Source organism: Pseudoalteromonas sp. Angola-30, from assembly GCF_028599215.1.
Taxonomy (GTDB): domain Bacteria; phylum Pseudomonadota; class Gammaproteobacteria; order Enterobacterales; family Alteromonadaceae; genus Pseudoalteromonas; species Pseudoalteromonas atlantica.
The window spans coordinates 17658-38107 of record NZ_JAQREI010000010.1 but is presented as its reverse complement, the minus strand read 5'-3'; the positions used below and the strand labels follow the sequence as shown (position 1 = coordinate 38107).

General features: G+C 41.7%; 15 protein-coding genes. 7 read left to right on the top strand and 8 right to left on the bottom strand.

Features of this window, described 5'->3' with window-relative positions; translation table 11 throughout:
- Positions 1 to 42: 42 nt before the first annotated feature.
- Both PSH54_RS13075 and PSH54_RS13070 read right to left on the bottom strand, forming a co-directional pair.
- Positions 43 to 2595, bottom strand: a complete 2553-nt coding sequence (locus PSH54_RS13075; protein WP_273606299.1) for a glycoside hydrolase family 3 protein — start codon at positions 2593 to 2595, stop codon at positions 43 to 45.
- Entirely contained in the window at positions 2595 to 3869 is a 1275-nt protein-coding gene (locus PSH54_RS13070) for a sugar MFS transporter (protein WP_024033438.1), read from the bottom strand. The genes PSH54_RS13075 and PSH54_RS13070 overlap by 1 nt, the downstream gene beginning before the upstream one ends.
- Positions 3870 to 4127: 258 nt before the next feature.
- On the opposite strand from PSH54_RS13070, the gene PSH54_RS13065 reads away from it, so the two are divergent.
- The 3 genes from PSH54_RS13065 (at position 4128) to PSH54_RS13055 (ending at position 7916) form a co-directional block, all read left to right on the top strand.
- A complete protein-coding gene (locus PSH54_RS13065) occupies positions 4128 to 5459 on the top strand; it encodes a GH1 family beta-glucosidase (RefSeq protein WP_273606298.1) in 1332 nt (443 codons plus the stop codon).
- A 60-nt stretch (positions 5460 to 5519) separates the two neighbouring features.
- Positions 5520 to 6848: a glycoside-pentoside-hexuronide (GPH):cation symporter gene (locus tag PSH54_RS13060; protein WP_054982646.1), complete on the top strand. Its 1329-nt coding sequence runs from the start codon at positions 5520 to 5522 to the stop codon at positions 6846 to 6848.
- A gap of 63 nt (positions 6849 to 6911) precedes the next feature.
- Entirely contained in the window at positions 6912 to 7916 is a 1005-nt protein-coding gene (locus PSH54_RS13055; RefSeq protein WP_138612625.1) for a LacI family DNA-binding transcriptional regulator, read from the top strand.
- Between the two features lie 73 nt (positions 7917 to 7989).
- On the opposite strand, the gene PSH54_RS13050 is transcribed toward PSH54_RS13055, so the two are convergent.
- Positions 7990 to 8655 (bottom strand): DUF2987 domain-containing protein, encoded by a 666-nt coding sequence (locus tag PSH54_RS13050; protein ID WP_031289865.1) that lies wholly within the window; start codon positions 8653 to 8655, stop codon positions 7990 to 7992.
- Positions 8648 to 9457 (bottom strand): glucosaminidase domain-containing protein, encoded by an 810-nt coding sequence (locus tag PSH54_RS13045; protein WP_029772709.1) that lies wholly within the window; start codon positions 9455 to 9457, stop codon positions 8648 to 8650. The genes PSH54_RS13050 and PSH54_RS13045 overlap by 8 nt, the downstream gene beginning before the upstream one ends.
- Before the next feature lie 265 nt (positions 9458 to 9722).
- Here PSH54_RS13045 and PSH54_RS13040 point away from each other — a divergent pair, with 265 nt between their 5' ends.
- From PSH54_RS13040 to PSH54_RS13030, 3 genes are all read left to right on the top strand, one after another.
- The gene (locus PSH54_RS13040; protein WP_273606297.1) at positions 9723 to 11015 is read left to right on the top strand and encodes an anti-phage deoxyguanosine triphosphatase; all 1293 of its coding nucleotides are present in this window, start codon (positions 9723 to 9725) and stop codon (positions 11013 to 11015) included.
- A 217-nt stretch (positions 11016 to 11232) separates the two neighbouring features.
- Complete coding sequence (locus tag PSH54_RS13035; RefSeq protein ID WP_138612622.1) at positions 11233 to 11544, top strand: Mpo1-like protein; 312 nt, start codon at positions 11233 to 11235, stop codon at positions 11542 to 11544.
- Between the two features lie 444 nt (positions 11545 to 11988).
- Entirely contained in the window at positions 11989 to 14556 is a 2568-nt protein-coding gene (locus PSH54_RS13030; protein WP_273606296.1) for a TonB-dependent receptor plug domain-containing protein, read from the top strand.
- 80 nt (positions 14557 to 14636) lie between these two features.
- On the opposite strand, the gene PSH54_RS13025 is transcribed toward PSH54_RS13030, so the two are convergent.
- The 3 genes from PSH54_RS13025 to PSH54_RS13015 all read right to left on the bottom strand — a co-directional run bounded on the left by PSH54_RS13025 (position 14637) and on the right by PSH54_RS13015 (position 17923).
- Positions 14637 to 15680, bottom strand: coding sequence for a branched-chain amino acid aminotransferase (locus PSH54_RS13025; protein ID WP_083901793.1), 1044 nt, complete (start codon positions 15678 to 15680; stop codon positions 14637 to 14639).
- 150 nt (positions 15681 to 15830) lie between these two features.
- Positions 15831 to 16883 carry a fatty acid desaturase family protein gene (locus PSH54_RS13020; RefSeq protein ID WP_138684972.1) on the bottom strand — a complete coding sequence of 351 codons (1053 nt, stop codon included), beginning with the start codon at positions 16881 to 16883 and terminating at the stop codon, positions 15831 to 15833.
- Positions 16880 to 17923: a flavin reductase family protein gene (locus tag PSH54_RS13015; RefSeq protein WP_248461642.1), complete on the bottom strand. Its 1044-nt coding sequence runs from the start codon at positions 17921 to 17923 to the stop codon at positions 16880 to 16882. The genes PSH54_RS13020 and PSH54_RS13015 overlap by 4 nt, the downstream gene beginning before the upstream one ends.
- 347 nt (positions 17924 to 18270) lie before the next feature.
- On the opposite strand from PSH54_RS13015, the gene PSH54_RS13010 reads away from it, so the two are divergent.
- Positions 18271 to 19425 carry a PQQ-dependent sugar dehydrogenase gene (locus PSH54_RS13010; RefSeq protein ID WP_273606295.1) on the top strand — a complete coding sequence of 385 codons (1155 nt, stop codon included), beginning with the start codon at positions 18271 to 18273 and terminating at the stop codon, positions 19423 to 19425.
- A gap of 562 nt (positions 19426 to 19987) precedes the next feature.
- Here PSH54_RS13010 and PSH54_RS13005 read toward each other — a convergent pair.
- Positions 19988 to 20404 (bottom strand): MerC domain-containing protein, encoded by a 417-nt coding sequence (locus PSH54_RS13005; protein WP_264390869.1) that lies wholly within the window; start codon positions 20402 to 20404, stop codon positions 19988 to 19990.
- Positions 20405 to 20450 lie beyond the last annotated feature (46 nt).

Genomic DNA, 20450 nt, shown 5'->3' with positions numbered 1-20450 from the left:
CTTCAATTGAAGGGCTTTGACATACACACTAAAACAAAATGATTACTGACATTTAAGCCCAGCAGAGTCTGCCTTATTAGGCACAAACTGAATGTTTGCTACCGACACTGAGGTTTTACTGCTTGCATGTAAACTAAACGGGCTTGTAAGGCTTGCAAAGTCTACGCCTTGGTTAGCAAAACAACGTAAGTCTACCGACACCGACTGCCATTTATTTTTGATGGATTGATCAACCATTTTACTCAAAGCAATCGCACCACCACACTCACCTGAACAAGTCATAGCAAGGTTTACGTCATCGGTTAGTGGCTCATTGAGTTTAATATCAAAACTAATAACGCCATTAGCCTCTAAATACGTAATGGTATCTTCTGCAAAGCTTGTGACTATTTCAGCACTTGCCTTTTGCTCGCCACTAAAATTAAATTGGCGCGCGTCTTCTTGAACTGTTTTATCCTCAGTACGGTATTTAAGTGAACCTAGTTGATGAGTACTGCTTGATACATCTAATAGCTCATCGCCAGATTTAAGTAATAAACGCCACGGAGCAACCGGTGCGCCAACTAAAATATCCATACTAGTGAGTGCTGAGTTATCTAATTTAGAGTCTTCGTCTAAATTATCAGCCAATACATTTTTATCGCCATAAGTTAAACCAAAGCCGTACGGTAATAATGGGCTGTAATCGTCATCGCCTTTATTAACCGTTGCTTGTACTGCTGTTTTAGGCCATGAAAACGAAAGCTTGCCGCTAAAGTCATGTTGAATACTGCCATCTTTACCTTTTAAAATAACATCGGCAATACCGCCGCCTTCTGTACCTGGCAGCCATGCTGCAACAAATGCATCTGAGGCATTTAATTCACTGTTAACCCACATAGGGCGACCGGAAATAAATACCGATACAACCGCAATACCCTGCTCTTTTAACGACTTTAATAACGCGAGCGATTTTTTATTACCACGCTCAAATTCAAGGTTATCTCTATCGCCATGGCCTTCTGCATAAGGCTCTTCACCAAATACCACAACGGCTACATCTGGGCGCTGATCATATGAGCCATCCACGCTTAAAATGGCACGACCACCCGCCTCAGTAATTTGTTTTTCAAGACCTGCGTAAATAGACGTGGCACCAGGAAAATCAGCATTTTTGTTATTTGTCCCTTGCCAAGTAATACTCCAACCACCCGACTGCTTACCTATGTTATCGGCTCCATCGCCGGCAATTAGTACAGTTTGGTTTGCATCAAGAGGCAAAATATTGTTTTTGTTTTTAAGTAAAACAAGTGATTCACGTACTGCCTGACGCGCAACTTCGCGGTGCTGCTGCGCACCAATTAGCTCAGTTTTACCCGAAAACTGACGCTTAGCCGGGCTTGGTTTATTAAATAAACCAGCACGCAATTTAACGCGTAAAATTCTACTTACTGCATCATCAATGCGCGACATGCTGATTTCGCCAGCTTTGACTTGCGCTATGGTGTTTTCGTACAGCGGCTTCCAAGCGCCCGTTGGCACCATAAAAATATCAAGTCCCGCGTTAACAGCCTGTGCACAGCTTTCGTTTGTACAGCCTTCAATTTGGCCGTGGCCGTTCCAATCCCCTACCACAAAACCATCAAAGCCCATGCGGGTTTTAAGCACATCGGTTAACAGGTATTTATTGCCGTGGTTTTTAACCCCATGCCAGCTATTAAACGATGCCATAACCGACTGACTTCCCGCCGATAAGCCACCTACATAACCTTGGGCATGTATATCAAACAAATCTTGCTCACTGTCGATATTATTACCTTGGTCATCGCCATCGACTGTGCCGCCATCACCTAAAAAGTGCTTAACGGTACTAATAACACGTTTATCACTTAAAAAGTCGCCATCGGCCTTGCCCTGTAAACCATTTACAATGGCAGCTGAATAATCGCGTACAATGCGAGGGTCTTCTGAATAACCTTCATAGGTTCTGCCCCAGCGGTCGTCACGCACAACAGCCACTGTAGGTGCAAATACCCAATCAATACCCGTTGCCATTACTTCAACCGCAGTGATAGCTGCTATTTGCTCAATCAATGCCGGGTTGTTTGCCGCACCTAAACCAATATTATGCGGAAATAAGGTCGCGCCAATTACATTATTGTGACCATGCACCGCATCGGTGCCCCACATTGTGGGTATTTTACTGCCATCGATAGAGTCATCTACCGACGCCTGATAAAAATCTTCAGCCAATTTTACCCAGTCCATTGGTGTTGCGTGTTTATCACCGTTAGGAAACGCACCGCCCCCATTTAGGTATGAGCCAAAGCCATATTTGCGCATGTCTTCAACGGTAATATCACGAATTTCTGGTTGAATCATTTGAGCTACTTTTTGCTCAAGTGTCATCGTTTTTAAATAATCGGCTATTTTAGCTTCAATTTCTGGGTCTTGTTTTACGGCAATATTAAGTTTTGGCCAAATTTTCTCTGTTTTAGACAACGCATTATTAGCTTCAGGAGAGGTTGTCGCGTCATTTGAACAAGCCGCTAAAATGCCTAGTGATGCAATTAATGAGGCACGTGCTATTTTATTAAGTGAAAAAGGGGTTTTCATTATAGAGTCTCCTGAGCTTGAACTGGTTTGCTTCCGCTTAAACCATAAAACGCGATAAATAAGTAACAAAAAATTGGTAAAACATACGAAAGTTGAACACCCACGCTATCAGCAAGTGCACCTTGTAAAAGTGGCACTATTGCACCCCCTACAATCGCCAAGCACAAAATACCAGAGCCCTGCGCGGTATGCTTACCAAGGCCATTTAACGCTAAACTAAAAATAGTTGGGAACATAATAGAATTGAATAAACCAACCAAAAGTATTGACCACATTGCTAATTGACCCGACGTGCTCATGGCAATAACCACCAAAATAATAGCCATGCTTGCGTTAAAGCCAAGTACTTTACCAGCGGGTAATTTTTGCATTACCGCTGCACCAATAAAACGCCCCACCATAGCTCCGCCAAAATAATATGTGATGTAGTGAGCGGCAACATGCTCTTTTAAACCGGCAATATTTTCTTGTGCTAAAAAGCTAACTAAAAAACTGCCAATCGCAACCTCTGCACCTACATACATAAATATACCCACAGCACCGAGTGTTAGGTGGCGGTATTGCCATGCACTACCTTCAATTGTCTCTGACTTTTCAGCGGCTTCTTTTTGCTCATTCATTATGTCTGGTAATTTAAGCCATGCAAAAATACCGGCTAGTAAAATAAGCATGCCTGCTAATAGTAAATAAGGAAGTTGTACCGACTCTGCATTTTGTGCCGGTGTTAAAAACGCCTCAGAGGCAGAGTCAAGAATCAAAAATGCACCAAATGTAGGGGCAACCGTAGTGCCTAGCGCATTAAATGCTTGCGTTAAGGTAAGGCGAGAAGACGCTGTTTTAGGGGCGCCCAATAAACTTACATAAGGGTTTGCAGAAACCTGCAATAAGGTAATACCGCTTGCCAGAACAAATAAAGCAAACAGAAATACTGGGTAATTATGTAGCGCCGCGGCTGGGTAAAAAAGTACACAACCACATGCCGCTATAAGTAACCCCACTACAATGCCTTTTTTATACCCTAATTTTTTAACTATATAGCCACTTGGCAGTGACATTAAAAAATAAGCGCCAAAAAAACAAAACTGAACCAGCATTGCCTGAACATAAGTTAGGTTAAACACCGCTTTTAAATGCGGGATTAAAATATCGTTTAAGCAGGTAATAAACCCCCACATAAAAAATAAAGTAGTTAAAGATGTTAATGCAAAACCATAGTTTTTATCTTGGTAGTTTTGCGACTGTGTGTGTGTCGTCAGTGGTGCTGAACTGGCCATGGGCTCTCCGCAATTTATTATTATAAATTAATGCAAAAGTCGTTATTAAAAATTGCCGTGTAACCCAGCAACATTAAAGAGTTGACCTTCGTATCAATTAACACTAATCTAAAAATGTAAGCGCTTTCACGTGTAATTAAATACGAACATGTAACATATTTCAACAAGTTTTATTTTTTTATAAACGCGCCCTTACGCTTCATCGCAGTAAATACAGTGGCTATTTATGCATTTAAGGTTTAAAAAGGTTTGTTACTAATGACAAAATTATCGTTACCATCTCATTCACCTCTATTAACAAAAAACTTTGTTTATGGTGTGGCTACGGCATCATTTCAAATTGAAGGCGGGTATGAGCATCGCCTGCCCTGTATATGGGATACCTTTTGCGATACACCCAACAAAATAGCCGACAGCTCAAATGGGCATGTTGCCTGCGATCATTACAACCAGTGGCAAAACGATATTGAATTAATAGACTCGCTTGGCGTAGATGCATATAGACTTTCTATCTCTTGGCCGCGAGTTATTACCTTATCGGGCGAGCTAAACCCTGAGGGCGTAAAGTTTTATACTAATATTCTTGATGAGCTTAATAAGCGCAACATTAAAGCGTTTGTAACGCTATATCACTGGGATTTACCTCAACATTTAGAAGATAAAGGCGGCTGGTTAAATCGCGATACAGCTTATGAATTTGCTCGGTATGTAAAGCTTATTAGCCAAGCATTTGGCGAGCGGGTATTTTCGTACGCGACCCTAAATGAGCCATTTTGCAGTGCTTTTTTAGGCTACGAAGTAGGCATACATGCCCCAGGTTTAGTGGGCAAAGAGTACGGTAAAAAAGCAGCGCACCATTTATTGCTTGCCCATGGTTTGGCAATGGATGTGTTAAAGCAAACCTCGCCTAATACTCAAAATGGTATTGTGCTTAATTTTACACCTTGCTACCCATTAACGCAGTCAGCCGAGGATATAAATGCAGCTCGTTACGCCGATGATTATTTAAATCAATGGTATATGAAACCAATAATGGATGGCCAATACCCAGAAATTATAAAACAGCTTCCTAGCAATCAGCAGCCTGAAATCCACCCTGGCGATATGGACATAATTTCACAATCTATTGATTACTTGGGCATTAATTTTTATACGCGCCAAGTATACAAAGCACACCCTAGCGATATATACGAGCCACTTGCACCACAAGGGCCTTTAACCGACATGGGCTGGGAAATTTACCCGCAGTCGTTTAGCGATTTACTTGTAACGCTTAACAACACCTACACCTTACCGCCTATTTATATAACCGAGAACGGCGCGGCTATGCCCGACACCATAAAAAATGGCGAGGTAAACGATGTAGAACGCCTAAACTACTATCATAGCCACTTAAATGCCGTGCACGATGCCACAGCCCAAGGGGTTAATATTATTGGTTACTTTGCGTGGAGCTTAATGGATAATTTTGAATGGGCTGAGGGCTACTTAAAACGCTTTGGTATTGTTTACGTTGATTATAAAACTCAGCAACGTACTATAAAAGCCAGTGGCCAAGCTTATAAAAGCTTGATACAAAGCCGTAAATAGCCAATAAAAGCTATTCGATTAATCGCATAAATAAAAATCAAAAAGCGAGAACCTAACATCATGATAAGTGTAAAAGAAAAAATAGCCTATGGCCTTGGCGATACGGCAAGTAATATTATTTTTCAAACAGTTATGATGTTTTTAATGCTTTACTACACAGATGTAGTAGGGCTTTCTCCTGCGGTGGTAGGCACCATGTTTTTAGTGGTTAGATTGTTTGATGCCATCACCGACCCAGTTATGGGCAACTTAGCCGATAAAACCCAGTCGCGCTTTGGCCATTTTAGGCCCTATTTATTGTGGCTTGCCCTGCCCTTTGCGCTTATTAGTATTTTAGCTTTTACCACGCCAGAGCTTGAAGGCACCGATAAAATTATTTACGCCTTTACTACCTACACCTTGCTTATGGTGGCGTATACCGCCATAAATATTCCTTATTGCGCATTAGGTGGCGTGCTCACTAACGATGTAAAAGAGCGTGTTAGCGTGCAATCTTATCGTTTTGTGTTTGGTATGTTAGGCGGCGTTATTGTTGCGGGCTGTACAATGCCAATGGTTGAATACTTTGGCCAAGGCGATAATGCCAAAGGCTACCAATACACCATGACGGCAATGAGCTTGCTTGGCTTAGTGTTATTTTTACTGTGTTTTTTTGGTACCAAAGAGCGTGTAGAGCAACCGCCTGAGCAAAACCTGTCGTTGTTTAAAAGTTTAAAAACCTTGATTAAAAACGATCAATGGCGAGTCCTGTGCGCTGCCGCGCTATTTTTACTCACTGGCCAAGTATTACGTTTAACCTTAGGGGTTTATTACGTTAAATACTATCTAGGGCAAGAAGATTTAATTACCTCCTTTATGACCCTAGGAGTGGTTGCCAGTATGGTTGGGTGTGCGTGTGCTCAGCCGTTGGCTAAGCGATTTTGTAAAATAAAAGCCTATATTAGTTTGCAGTTAATCGCTGCGGGCATATGTATTGCGAGCTATTTTATCTCCCCTGATAATATTACCTTGGCATTTGCCGCCTTTATTTTGTGGAAGTTTTTTTTAGATATGGCCACCCCGCTACTGTGGGCAAAAATGGCCGACACCATAGACTACGGGCACCACAAAACTGGGGTAAGAATTACTGGCCTAGTATATTCGGGCGTTATATTTTTTATAAAAATGGGTGTGGCGTTAGGCGGTGCAATTGCAGGCTGGCTGCTGTCTTTTTATAATTACCAAGCGCAAACAATGCAGAGCCTTGATACGCAACAGGGTATTTTATTATCGTTTACTATTATACCGGCGTTTGGCTCTTTGTTTGTTGCATTTATTATGCGTAAATACACGCTCAATAACGCACAGTTAGCCTCTATACAGGCATCGCTAAAAACTAGTGCTAGTTAACATTTGGTGGGTACGGTATTATTTGCCCGCCAAAATAAAGGATATAAGTGAGTTAACAATAACATGGCCACAATTTATGAAGTGTCGGAGCTTGCTGGCGTATCGTTAGCTACAGTGTCACGGGTAATGAATAAAAACACCCGCGTAAGTGAAAAAACCACTAAAAAAGTACTCGATGCAATGCAGCAGCTGGGCTATAAGCCCAACTCTATTGCGCAATCGCTTGCCTCTAACAGAACCAACAGCGTGGGTATTTTGGTATCAGAGCTTCATGGTCCTTTCTTTGCTCAAATGATGGCAGGCATCGAGTCAGCCCTACGCGCTGCGGGTAAGCACGTTATTATTACCACCGGTCACAGTGAAGACGATAAAGAAAAAGACGGCATTGAATTTTTAATTAGCCGCAAATGCGATGCGCTAATTTTACATGTAGAGTCAGTCAGTGATGACTACCTAATTGAGCTAAGTAAAGGTAAAACCCCTATTTACCTTATTAACCGATACGTACATTCACTTGAAAGTAACTGCATTAGCCTAGATAACGAACTCGGCGGCTACTTAGCCAGTAAATCTATTGTTGAACAAGGCCACACAAATATAGCTTATATCGCGGGGCCGCAAGTTAAAGCCGATGCCAGAAACCGTTTAAAAGGCCATAAAAAAGCGCTGCACGAAAAAAACATTCCCTTTAATGAGGCGCTGTTTTACGAAGGTGATTTTAACGAAATTGGCGGCAGCAAAGGCCTTGAAAAACTACTCAACACGCGTATTCCGTTTAGTGCTTTAGTGTGTGCCAACGATGAAATGGCATCAGGTGCTATGAAATACGCCCGTGAGCATGGTTTTAATTTACCAAACGATTTGTCGGTGATTGGCTTTGATAACGTTATATTTGCCAATTATCTTTACCCTACACTTACCACCATAGATAACCCAGTAGAAGAAATGGGTGAAATGGCTGCAAAAATGGTGCTACAAGATGTCTATCAGTATAAAAACTTACACATAAACCGCGTGTTTGAACCCACCCTAATTAGACGTGATTCAACCCAAGCATTGTCAAAATAACGCATAAAAACGCATAAAAACGCATAAAAAAACGGCGCTATATTAAGCGCCGTTTTTATTAACCCCCAGTAACTTATTTTGCTATCCAGGGGGTTACTTTAACTACGTTTTCTATATCACCAAGCAGATTTACGTCATCTTCCCAGTTATCCTGTACTGCAAAGTAGCAGATTGATTTTTCGCACTGTATATGTGGGTTATTAAAAGTCACAGGCTCTTTAAATGTTACAGCAACGCCTTTTTGCTCAGGCAATAAAAACCACATGAGCTTACTAACAAAAAAGCCTGATAAATCTGTTAAAAGTTCATCTAACTCGTTATTAATTGTGTACAACGAATCTTTAGTTAAGCTAAGCCCTTCAAATTCGCTGGCCTCAATTTGCAGTTTTAACTGACAATCGTGATCAGGGTTTTGTGGCTCTACAACAATAACGGCTTTATCCGTATCGAGCTGCTTATCAAACGGTAAAAGTAACTGTGCTTTATCGGTAAAATTAAGCGGGTATTCGTTATTTTCAGTTAAAATTGTGCCGCTTTTAATTGCACATGCCTCGTTTGTGGCAATATCGCTAATGTAAAAGTTAACTCGTGCATACTGAAAGTCGCCCTTGTTAACCACTTTTAATCTATCGTAAAAGCCATCGTACGACATAACAAACTCTTTGGCATTGACGGTACTTGCCGCCAAACTTAATAAAATGAGTATGGCGTTAATATTTATGAGTCGTTTTTTATTCATCAAAGTAAGCTCTGTTTTGGTTAATCATGGTGTTTAGCTCTTCTATGTAGGCCTCGCCGCGCTCTGAGTACGACATTAAACCATGCGTTAGTGCCGTTGCCGCAATGGGCTTTTGCTGTTGTCGTAAATCTTCGCGTATCAGGCGTAAATCTTTGTAGGCATTATGCGTGTTTATATTTCTAAAATACGAGCTTACTGCCGCGCGTACCGACTTAAATGCAGCAACTTCGTGCGCCGCTCCACTATTGCGGCGTCTTGGCACCATACCGCAGCCTTTTGAATAACACCATTGGCCAAAAAAGTTAAGCCCTATGCGTGCAAAGCGCGATGTGCCCCACGCCGACTCATTCGCCGCTTGCATTAGCGCAAGCTCTTTAGGAATAATATCAACACGGCGCAGCGCTTGGCTTAAAATTAGGGTGTTTACTGTTTCTGGTAAGCCATAGGCTTTTAAAATATTAACGATGTCGCGCTGTTGCTTTTTCTCGAGCGGTTCGTTGTATTCAAGCATCATACGCGCAATTTCTAACTTAGCGCGTTGCTGTAATATTTTTTTATTTTCAGCCTCAACATGCGGGCGAATAAAATCAAAAAATGCCTGTTTTTTCTCTTTTACATCAGCAAACTCAGAAAATTTAGGTAAGGTAACATTGTGCAGGGGTTTTTCTTTTTTCTTTACTTTTTTAGGTTGTTCACCTGTGGTTTGTTCTTCAACCTCTTGCTCATTACTTTGCATAAACGGATATGCAAGCGCCCATAAAAAAAATACGCTTAGTAACAGCTTTAAAATGGTTTTTAGCATGTAGTCTCTCTTTCAAACAACAATTATGCATGGGTAATACACACACATACGAAACCCCATTATACCTAAGCCACTACATAAACGCGAATAACACCCAGTGTGTAACCCTTTAAGGGCCACGCTTTGCTAAAAAATGCTAAAGTGGCTGCTTGCGATAAATATATTATCCACCAGCTCAGGTTATGTACTTGTTCATTCGCAATTTATTAGGGCATGGGTATACTGAGCTTATACCGTGTATAACAATGTTTTGTGAGTAAGCAGTATGGATAAGCAATGGCAAAGCCGAATAATAGAACAGTATAAAAATCGTCCTAACGATAATCGCTCCCCCTGGCAGGTAGACCGCTCTCGTATAATTCATGCCGCAGCTTTTAGGCGCTTACAAGCAAAAACCCAAATTATGGGGATAGGCTTAAACGACTTTTATCGCACACGCTTAACGCATTCTTTGGAGGTATCGCAAATTGGTACCGGCATATTACGGCATTTAAAAGCACAGCACAGCGATTTTGAACACTTCCCCTCTACCGGTTTATTAGAAACCTTATGTTTAGCCCACGATATAGGCCATCCGCCGTTTGGCCATGGCGGCGAAATAGCCTTAAATTATATGATGCGTGAGCACGGTGGATTTGAAGGCAACGCACAAACATTACGTATAGTCGCTAAACTTGAGCCTTACTCTAACGGCCACGGCATGAACCTAACGCGCCGCACGTTGCTTGGCTTTATTAAATACCCCGCATTTATAGACGATTTATGGCACACCATTCCGACGGTAAATAATACACGCTCATTTATAAAAGCAGATGATTGGCGCCCCGCTAAAGGCTTATACAAAGACGATGCTCAAATATTTAAATGGATCATTGCCCCTTTAAGCGACAACGACAAAGCCCTATTAACTAGCCATACACCAATAGATCAGTACCGTGCAAAAACCCGTTATAAATCGTTAGATAGCGCTATAATGGAACATGCCGATGACATAGCATATGCAGTGCACGACCTAGAAGATGCCATAGCCACTAAAGTGCTCACACTAGATGATTGGCAAACACATGCATTACCCCACTTAAACACGCTTAATTACGATTGGTTAAACACTAAATTAGACTCGCTTACCCAACGCTTGTTTTCAAAAAACGATTTTGAGCGTAAAGATGCCATTGGCGAGCTGGTAAATATGTTTATTATTCATATTCATTTAGATGTTCAGCATGGTGATTTTGAGTGCCCTATTTTAAAGTACACTGCAAAGCTAGACCCACAGTACGAGCGTGTTTTACAAATACTTAAGCATTTTGTATTTAATCGCTTAATACGCGACCCAGAAATGCAGCAAATAGAGTTTAAAGGTCAAAACTTACTGATTGAATTATTTACCGCTTTTGCCAGTGACCCTCTGCGTTTATTACCCGAAACAACGCAAGCGCTTTATCTAGACGCTGAAAAACAAAACCAAGGGATGCGCATAATATGCGACTACCTAAGCGGCATGAGCGATGAGTACGCCTATAAAACCTACCAGCGGTTATTCTCACCAGTACAATAAAAAGCCAAGAGCACACCATGTTAAGCGTTTGGTTAAGGGTAGAGCCTGTGAAAGGGGTTATTGCAAATAAATAGGCGTGCGCAGGAGGCGTTATCGAGCCCACTCGGTTACAAACCTTGCGCCGCAGTTAAATAACCTCTTGTTTGCAAAAATTTTTCCTGCAAAATCTAGCAGGCCCTTGTATATTTAATAAACTATAAAAATAAGAGCATTGACTATGAACACACCACACACTTTTAACTCCTTTAAAGCGTTTTACCCGTATTACTTAAAAGAGCACCGCAATGTAACCTGCAGAAGGCTTCACTTTATTGGCAGCACGCTAGTACTTGCAGTCATCTTTATTGCATTGATCAAGCAGCAATATAGCTTGCTGTGGTTATTACCGGTTATTGGCTACGGATTTGCTTGGGTTGGGCATTTCTTTTTTGAAAAAAACCGCCCCGCCACTTTTAAGCACCCCCTTTATAGCTTATGGGGAGATTGGGTCATGTTTAAAGATATACTTATCGGTAAAATAAAATTTTAATTTTTATATTATTTTATTATAAAAATCACTCGCAACCTTTTTAAACGCTATACAATTTTCAGCTTAAATAACCTGCTCTTTATATGTTAATTTATTTAACATATAAAAGGTGGGTTATACATTTAATTTAAAAAACACTGAGTAACAGCCATTATTAAAGGCGTGCGCACTGCTCTTACCTGTTAATTAAAAGTAAACTTCATGGTTGCCAATTATTTTGTGGTTCATCAGTTACTTACAAACTCCAGCCTATTTATAGCTTTTACCTCATTTAGTCTTATTAATTAGACCTTGTAACTATATACCCTTTAATTTTAATTGAATGTTATTCAATTGACTCGTTTTGTTAATGCGGTTTATGTTCTCAAAGCAGCTCCATTAAAAAGTAGCAGCTATAAAAACAAAAATTTTAAATCAATGGGTGATCAAATGAGGATTAACAACATGAATAAAAGCCTACCGTTTAGGTTAAATAACTTAAAAGTGAGTACAGCAGTGGCTGTGGGCGCATCGCTTTCGCTATTTGGTGCGTTTACTGCCCACGCGGCACAGCAAACACCTCAAGCACAAGAAGATATAGAGCAAATAAGCGTTATTGGCTCACGCCGTTTAGGGCGCACAGTTGAAGACAGCGCCGTACCTATTGATATTATTGGCGCTGAGGCGCTTACCAGTTCAGGCCTTACGGAAACAAACGCGCTACTGAGCAATTTGTTACCAAGTTTTAACTTTCCACAGGCATCGCTTACCGATGGCAGTGATCATGTACGCCCTGCACAACTACGTGGTTTAGCACCCGATCATACCTTAGTGCTGGTTAATGGAAAGCGTCGTCATAGTAGCGCACTGCTTAATTTAAATGGTTCAACGGGCCGTGGCTCATCTTCTGTAGATTTAAATGCAATACCAGCTAATGCAATTGAACGCATTGAAGTTTTACGCGATGGCGCTGCGGCGCAATACGGCTCTGATGCTATAGCGGGTGTGATTAACATTGTACTTAAAAGCGCAAGCAGCGGCGGCTCCCTTGCGGCTATTTATGGGGCTAATATCACCGAAATGGATGGTGTGCCTCAGCTTGAATCGGTATCAGAGGGTAGCAATGGCAACCTAGCATTTACCGAAGGCGGCGATCGCTCTTTAACCGATGGGCAAACGCTCACTTTGCAAGGTAATATTGGTTTAGAGCTTGGTGATAATGGCTTTTTAAACATTTCGACTGAATACCGCGACCGCCACTCAACTAACCGTGCCGATTACGATCAACGCGAAAACTACGACCGATTAGAAGATGGCTCACTCGACCCTCGCGAGTTTACAGTTAACCGCTATAACCATAACTTTGGTAATGGGAATGTAGAAGACCTATCGGTTTTTTATAATGCAGGGTATCAATTAGCTAACGATGCAGATTTGTATTCATTTGGCTCTTACTCTAAACGTGAAGGTGAAGGCGCTGGTTTTTATAGACGCGCAAGCGATAGCCGTAATATAGAAGAAATATACCCCGACGGTTTTTTACCTGTGATCACCTCAGATATAAACGACTACTCACTCGCGTTAGGTGTTAAAGGCTTTATAAGTGATTGGAACTACGATGTATCGGCTGTGTATGGTGAAGATGCATTTGAATTTGGCGTAACCAATAGTTTAAATACCTCATATGGCCCCACTAGCCAAACACGCTTTGATGCAGGTACGCTCACATACGATCAACTTACTTTAAATGTTGATTTAAGCCGCGAAGTGGATGTCAGCTTTTTAGAAAGCGCGGTAAGTGTTGCCATTGGTGCTGAGTACCGCACAGAAGGCTATCAAATAGAAGCTGGCGAAGAAGCCTCATACGCACAAGGCTCATTTGGCCCAGGTGGCGTAGTCACAGGCGAAGATGGCCCGTTTGGTGCAGCAGGTGCACAAGTATTTCCAGGCTTTACACCCGAATCAGAAGGTGACAACAGCCGCCATAATGTAAGCTTTTACATAGACTTAGAAACCTACCTGACAGATGATTGGAACATAGCTGTGGCAGCCCGTTATGAGGATTACTCAGATTTTGGCGATACACTTAACGGCAAAATTGCAACGCGCTATTCGTTAACCGAAGATTTAGCCATACGCGCTTCAGCTTCAACGGGGTTTAGAGCGCCTTCATTACAACAGCAATATTTTACTTCGGTTGCTACTGTATTTGTTGATAGCGTTCCGACCGAAACCGGCACCTTTGCACCAAGCAGCGATGTAGCTAAAGCGCTTGGATCACCGGGCCTTGATGCCGAAGAAGCCACTAACTACGGGGTTGGCTTTACTTGGTCTACCGACTTTAATTTCAGCTTATCGGTTGATTACTATCAAATACTAATTGATGACCGTATTGTTTTATCTAACAATTTATCGGGCGCAGCAATAGAAGAGCTACTAGCAGGCACGGGCGCTAACCAAGGCCGCTTTTTCTTAAACGCTATTGATAGTAAAACGCGTGGTGTTGATGTGGTTGCCTCGTACAACTTAATAACCGATGGCTATGGCGATATTGCCTTTAACTTAGGGTATAACTACGGCAAAAATGAAGTCACTGATATTATTGACCCGCCCGCTGAACTGCAAGGTGCTGGGTTTGATCAAGACAACTTGTTCTCAGGTACAGAGCTGCGCCGCTTTGAAGTAAGCACCCCGCGCAATAAATATAATTTAAGTGCTACATGGACCCATGATGCGCTGCGTACCACACTAAGAACTACGCGTTATGGTGAAACCCAAGACCCTTCATCAACGCCTGAGCTAAACGAGGTATTAAAGCCTAAGTGGATCACTGATTTAGATGTAGCCTATGCCGCTACCGATAACCTAACGCTTAGTTTAGGTGCCAATAACATTTTTGATGTATACCCAGATCCTACCCGCGAAAATGTAGAAGAAGTCTCTACTTTTTCTCGCTTGTTTGCTTATTCGAGCTTTTCGCCCTACGGATTTAATGGCCGTTACGTGTATGGCAAAATAGAAATGAAGTTTTAAGCGCTAAACATTTCAAAAAGTACTCAAAAACACAAAAGCCACCTAGTCGGTGGCTTTTTACTGCGAACTGCTCAAATCAATTAGATTTTAGTTAACCAGCCGTGTTTGTCTTCACTTTTACCCCATTGAATATCGTTCAATGCTTGGCGTAATCGCGCTGTTGTAGGGCCTGGCTCGCCACTGCCTACTTTGTATTCTTTATCGTTATGAATAAACGTGCCTACCGGCGTTAACACCGCAGCAGTACCTGAAAGTGCAGCTTCTGTGCCTGGCTTTGCAGCACGCTCTAAAAGCTCGGTAACGCTAAAGTTACGCTCGCTTACCGTCATGCCTAAATCTTTTGCAATGGTTAAAATGCTATTACGGGTTACGCCATGTAAAAACGTGCTATCAAGCGCTTTGGTAATAATTTCGTTACCATCAATAAGAATAAAGTTAGCTGCACCTGTTTCTTGTACGTCGCCGCCAGGGCAAAACAAGATTTGATCAGCTTGGTATTTTTCGCGTGCTGCGCTAATTGGTGCAAGTGCACTGGCATAGTTACCGCCACTTTTTACCATGCCCATGTGCGGGGCACAGCGCATGCCATCTTCTTCAAGTAATACACGCAGTGCAGTAGCGCCGCCGGTAAAGTAATCGCCAACTGGCGATAAAAGTGTATATAACAACGAGCTCATTGACGGTGCAGCCGCTTTACCAATGGCAGCCTCTGTTCCTATGTGAGTTGGGCGAATGTACATAGAGCCTGGTGGTAGTGGCGTTTCATCAGCATACTCTTTAACAATCTCGATAATCATGTCTTTTAGCATTTGACCGTCAAAGCTTGGTAAGCTTAATAACGCAGAGCTTTGCTGCATACGCGCAATGTTTGCATCTATTCTAAAAATATAAATAGAGCCATCTTCGTGGCGAAAAGCTTTTAAGCCTTCAAAACACGTGCTTGAATAATGAAGGACGTGCGCGCCCGCATGAAGTTCAAGTTTATCGGAAGGGACGATTGAGCTTTCGCTCCATTGGTTATCAGAAAAACGAGCTTGAATCATCTGCGGCATAAACACGGTACCGAATGCGGCCATTTTAATCTCTCTTGTGTGGTCTATTTTTCTCCATTGTATGACATTCATGCATCATTTAACCATAGCAAAACTGAGGCTTTTTTAATTATCAAAAAGAAATTTTTGCAACTGCTGTTTATAAATTGGCCATATTGTTAAGCACATACAAAAAAGCCGATTAATGCACCTTCATTAATCGGCTTTTTAAAGACACATTATTTATTTAAACGAGTACCTAATAATACGTTTTAATACCGAGCTGTACTGTTTAAAAAAACCACCGGTATGATAATCAATACCGTGTTTTTGCATAACGGCTTGCACTTGCGGGGCCACTTCTTGATAGCGAGAGGACGGCATATCTGGAAATAAGTGATGCTCAATTTGGCAACTTAAATGCCCAGTTAAAACATGAAACCAATGCGGGCCTGTAATATTAGATGAGCCCAATACCTGGCGATAATACCACTGCCCTTGCGTTTCGTTTATGCAGTCTTCTTCTTTAAAGGTTTCGGTGTCCTCGGTAAAGTGGCCACAAAAAATAATGGTTGAGGTCCATAAATTACGGATCAAATTTGCCAGTAAGTTGCCTGCTAATACCCATAAAAACAAAGGGCCTGCCAATAAAGGAAATATCACATAATCTTTTATTAATTGGCGCGCACCTTTACTAAAAAAGCGCTGCTTTAGGGTAGAATGCGATACACCCCCTTCGCGGTTTTCTTTCTTTTTACCTATAAACACACGTTCCGCTGCCAGCTCGTGATACGACACACCCCACTGAAACAGCACACTTAAATTTATATATGTAATAAACTGCCACACATTTTTTAAGCGCCATTTAAAATCATTGCTTAAACGCAATAAGCCATAACCAAAGTCGCGGTCTTTACCAATAATATTAGTGTAGGTGTGGTGCTCAAAGTTATGAACGCGATGCCAACTTTGCCCATCGCAAGCAATATCCCATTCATAATGCTGCGAGTTAAGCTGCTTATCGTTCATCCAATCGTATTGGCCGTGCATAACATTGTGGCCAATTTCCATGTTGTCTAAAATTTTTGCCAGCGCTAATAACAGTACACCCGCAACCCAAAGTAATGGCTGAATAAAGCCCAGCATAAGTAAAATACGGCCACTCCACTCACATAGCCGCTGCTTTTTAACAACCGAGCGAATGTAGTTTGCATCTTGTTGCCCTACTTTGCCTAGCGTATCCATTTTTATGCTATCTAAATCGTGGGCTAACTGATCAAAGTTTATGTTTTTCATAGCTGTAACTCCAAGTCGCTAACAGGTTGACTTACACACAGTTGAATTAACTGCTCGCCGTTATCACTCAACTCACCAGTTTTTAAATTACGCACCACGCCTGACTTTTTAATGCACTGGCACTGGTGGCAAATACCAATGCCACACCCGCGTTTAACCGGTAATTGTTTTGCTTCAAACTGTGCTAACAATGCATTGTTAGCATTTACGACATGAGCGCTGCTATTAATCTGTACGTTAAACAGGCTGTCGTCATTTTGGCTTGGCAGCGTTAAACCAAATGCCTCTTGGTAGTAATTTAAATGGTGTTTTTTAGCAAAGTCACACACCGTTTTCATGAAGTTTGCAGGCCCACAGCAGTATATATCTGGGTTTTCCCATACATTTACATGGCGAGTAATATCATCTGATTGCTCGCGTGTGAGCAGTAAAAAAGAAAAATGCGAAAACTGGTTTGCTAATGCGCTTAGCTCGTCTACACATTGGTGTGCAGCAGCTTTGGCATAGTAAATCAGCGATACTTTTTGTGTGGTATATTTTAAATGCTCACTAATCATGGCAAGCATAGGTGTAATACCCGAGCCGCCCGCTATAAACGTTGCATTGTTTTGGGTGTTTTTATAAACAAAGTCGCCACTAGGCGCTGAAACATTGCACCACTCACCGACTCGTAAAGCCCTGCTTAAAAGGCTTGTAAAACGCCCTTGCTCATTAGTTTTAATTAATAAACGCACCAACCCCGTTTTTTTAAATTGCTCAGGGCTTGAGGCAACTGTAAACACACGAGTTAATAAACGCCCGTTTATTTCTACCGTTAAACTAATATGTTGGCCAGCAATGTGTGCCTGCCAGTGCTGAGTTGGCTTTAAGGTAATACTTAAAAAATCACCATTGTGCTGCGTCAGCTCTTCTATTTTTGCTCTATAAAGACCAGCACGCCACGCAGGCTTAACCATTTGCATTATGGGCTCAATGTAGCCTGCAAAGCTTTGATGGTGTAAAAACCACTTCGAAAATTGGTCTAATACTTTAGTAATCATCACTATTAATCTCTTGGATATTAAATATTGAATTTGAACTTACATGTGTACGCTCAAACTTCAGCGCACAAGTGTACGCCCAAAAAAATTAATTTCAACAGTATTAGAGTAAATATTCAGTTTTTTTAGCGCAATTTTTACGCATCCCTCTAATTTAAAGCGCTGTACTAAAGCCTCAATTAAGGTGTAATAAATAGCTATTTAAAATATTAAAACCAGCCATACAGCACTGCGGGTAAACTCTTTATGATTGAAATGTATATAGTTTTTATTAAAGCGCTACATTTAGCAAAATCATCAGCAGCATGCTAATGTAGGTATTACTTGCTTATTTATTGGACAGGGATATGACTGCGTTTATACCTACAAAAACGATTGCTAAAACATTATCAACGGCGTTTATAGCTGTACTCGTTTCAACACCGGTGGCGGCTGTTGATTACAAAAACCTTGATGTATTACCGCTCAATGTAAAGGCCGTCAGTGTGGCTAAAGGGGTAACTATCCCCTGGGCTATTGAGCCGTTAAGTAATGGTGATTTACTTATAACCGAGCGCAGCGGCACACTTTATTTACTGCCTAAAAACTCATCTAACTTAACTAAGCTCTCGGGTTTGCCACAAATTGATGCCAACGGGCAAGGCGGTTTACTAGATTTAGCCCTACATAGCGGACCAGACGATAGCCAATGGCTTTACATAACTTACTCAAGTACCCAAGGCGCTAAAAGTGGCAGTAATACAGCCCTAATGCGCGCCAAGCTTAGTGACGATCGCACTGAGCTTTTAAACACACAATTACTATACAAAGGTGAGCATAACAGCACAAAAGGCCAGCACTACGGAAGCCGTATTGTGTTTGATAACCAAGGGTATGTTTACTTTTCGATTGGCGATCGCGGGTCGCGCGATAAAAACCCACAAGACTTAACCCGTGATGGTGGTAAAATTTATCGCTTACACGATAATGGCCGTATTCCTAAAGATAACCCGTTTGTAAATCAAAAAAGCGTTAAACACGCTATTTGGTCTTACGGACACCGTAACCCGCAAGGCATGTGGTTTGAAAAAACAACACAAACGTTATGGTCTCATGAGCACGGCCCACGCGGCGGCGATGAGCTAAACATAATTAAAGCGGGCGCTAATTATGGCTGGCCGGTGGTTAGCTATGGGGTTAATTACAGCGGTACGTCGTTTACCGAAATACAAGAAAAAGACGGCATGCAATCGCCCGTACTGCATTGGACCCCCTCCATTGCCCCTTCTGACATGTTATTGGTTAGCAGCGATAAGTACCCGCAATTAAAAGGCAAGCTTTTGCTATCGTCTATGAAGTTTTCGTTTTTAAGTGCACTGGAAATATCTAACAAAGGTGTTTCAAAGCAATATAAAATTTTAGAAGGAATAGGCCGCGTCCGCAGCTTAGCACAAGGCAGTGATGGCTATATTTACTTAGGCATTGACGGACAAGGAATTAAACGCCTTGAGCCTGAGCAATAAAACCGTTAGTAACCGCAGCATAGCAAATAATGCGTTTACCTTGTTTTTATATAACAAGGTAAACGCCCTACGGCTAAAAGAACTATTTAGCTCTTTGTAGCGTATGGTAATGCTAGGGCGTGTTGATCTCTGATGGTTGAATTTGCAGTAGTATGTTTGGTTTTTAGGCAAGGCAGAGCCTATGAAGTGTGGTTACTCCCCATAAATAGGCGATAACGCAGCATAAATGCCAAACATGCGCTGCCCTTCGGGTTCTGCCTAGGGGCGATAAACTCTTTGTTGCCTACATGGATGTAGGTAAGGGGCGTGAGCAGGACGCGGAAGCTTTACTCGGTTTTTACTTAGCCCACTAGGTTGCAAACCTCGCGCCGCGATTTAATCGCCCCTAGATTGAACAAATTTCAACCCGCAAAGATCAGCACGCCCTAGCCTAAGCCAAGCGTAATAAACCAATATTGGATGGTTACTTTAACTCACTTTTAGCTTCAGGTTATTAAAAAATTTAAACACTAGGGTATTAATTTAAAGTGCTACACGTTAGTTGTTTGTAGCACTAACAACGCTAAGCTACCTGATCAGATTCATCGCTTGAACACGGGCAGTTATCGTCATTTTGTTTAAGGCATTGTTGGTAATTAAACCAATGAGCCACAGCAATAAACGCCGACCCAATTAAAGTAAACGCTTTTTCGGCAACCTCATGCCCTAGTAATACCGCACATATCATAAAGGCTAGCCCAATAACGCCACAGGCCATATAACGTAAACGTTTATGCTTTTTACAGCCTAGGCTCAATGCTAATAAACTGGTGGGCAATACCGCCGCAAGAATCCATAAATGAAATTGTTCACTATCTATTTGCAGTACAGCAAAGCTTGGCAATAGCGCTAAAATAACCGGGGTTGCAAAACAATGCACTGTACACATTAACGATAACCCAATCGCCATACGATCCATAACACTTTGACTCGACTTCATTATTTCCTCTACTAAATTAGTGCCTCTACTCAAAAGCGTTACTTTT

Bases quoted from the DNA above. Each gene is read 5' to 3' on its own strand.
- PSH54_RS13075 (WP_273606299.1), bottom strand. From the start codon at position 2,595: ATGAAAACCCCTTTTTCACTTAATAAAATAGCACGTGCCTCATTAATT.
- PSH54_RS13070 (WP_024033438.1), bottom strand. From the start codon at position 3,869: ATGGCCAGTTCAGCACCACTGACGACACACACACAGTCGCAAAACTAC.
- PSH54_RS13065 (WP_273606298.1), top strand. From the start codon at position 4,128: ATGACAAAATTATCGTTACCATCTCATTCACCTCTATTAACAAAAAAC.
- PSH54_RS13060 (WP_054982646.1), top strand. From the start codon at position 5,520: ATGATAAGTGTAAAAGAAAAAATAGCCTATGGCCTTGGCGATACGGCA.
- PSH54_RS13055 (WP_138612625.1), top strand. From the start codon at position 6,912: ATGGCCACAATTTATGAAGTGTCGGAGCTTGCTGGCGTATCGTTAGCT.
- PSH54_RS13050 (WP_031289865.1), bottom strand. From the start codon at position 8,655: ATGAATAAAAAACGACTCATAAATATTAACGCCATACTCATTTTATTA.
- PSH54_RS13045 (WP_029772709.1), bottom strand. From the start codon at position 9,457: ATGCTAAAAACCATTTTAAAGCTGTTACTAAGCGTATTTTTTTTATGG.
- PSH54_RS13040 (WP_273606297.1), top strand. From the start codon at position 9,723: ATGGATAAGCAATGGCAAAGCCGAATAATAGAACAGTATAAAAATCGT.
- PSH54_RS13035 (WP_138612622.1), top strand. From the start codon at position 11,233: ATGAACACACCACACACTTTTAACTCCTTTAAAGCGTTTTACCCGTAT.
- PSH54_RS13030 (WP_273606296.1), top strand. From the start codon at position 11,989: ATGAATAAAAGCCTACCGTTTAGGTTAAATAACTTAAAAGTGAGTACA.
- PSH54_RS13025 (WP_083901793.1), bottom strand. From the start codon at position 15,680: ATGAATGTCATACAATGGAGAAAAATAGACCACACAAGAGAGATTAAA.
- PSH54_RS13020 (WP_138684972.1), bottom strand. From the start codon at position 16,883: ATGAAAAACATAAACTTTGATCAGTTAGCCCACGATTTAGATAGCATA.
- PSH54_RS13015 (WP_248461642.1), bottom strand. From the start codon at position 17,923: ATGATTACTAAAGTATTAGACCAATTTTCGAAGTGGTTTTTACACCAT.
- PSH54_RS13010 (WP_273606295.1), top strand. From the start codon at position 18,271: ATGACTGCGTTTATACCTACAAAAACGATTGCTAAAACATTATCAACG.
- PSH54_RS13005 (WP_264390869.1), bottom strand. From the start codon at position 20,404: ATGAAGTCGAGTCAAAGTGTTATGGATCGTATGGCGATTGGGTTATCG.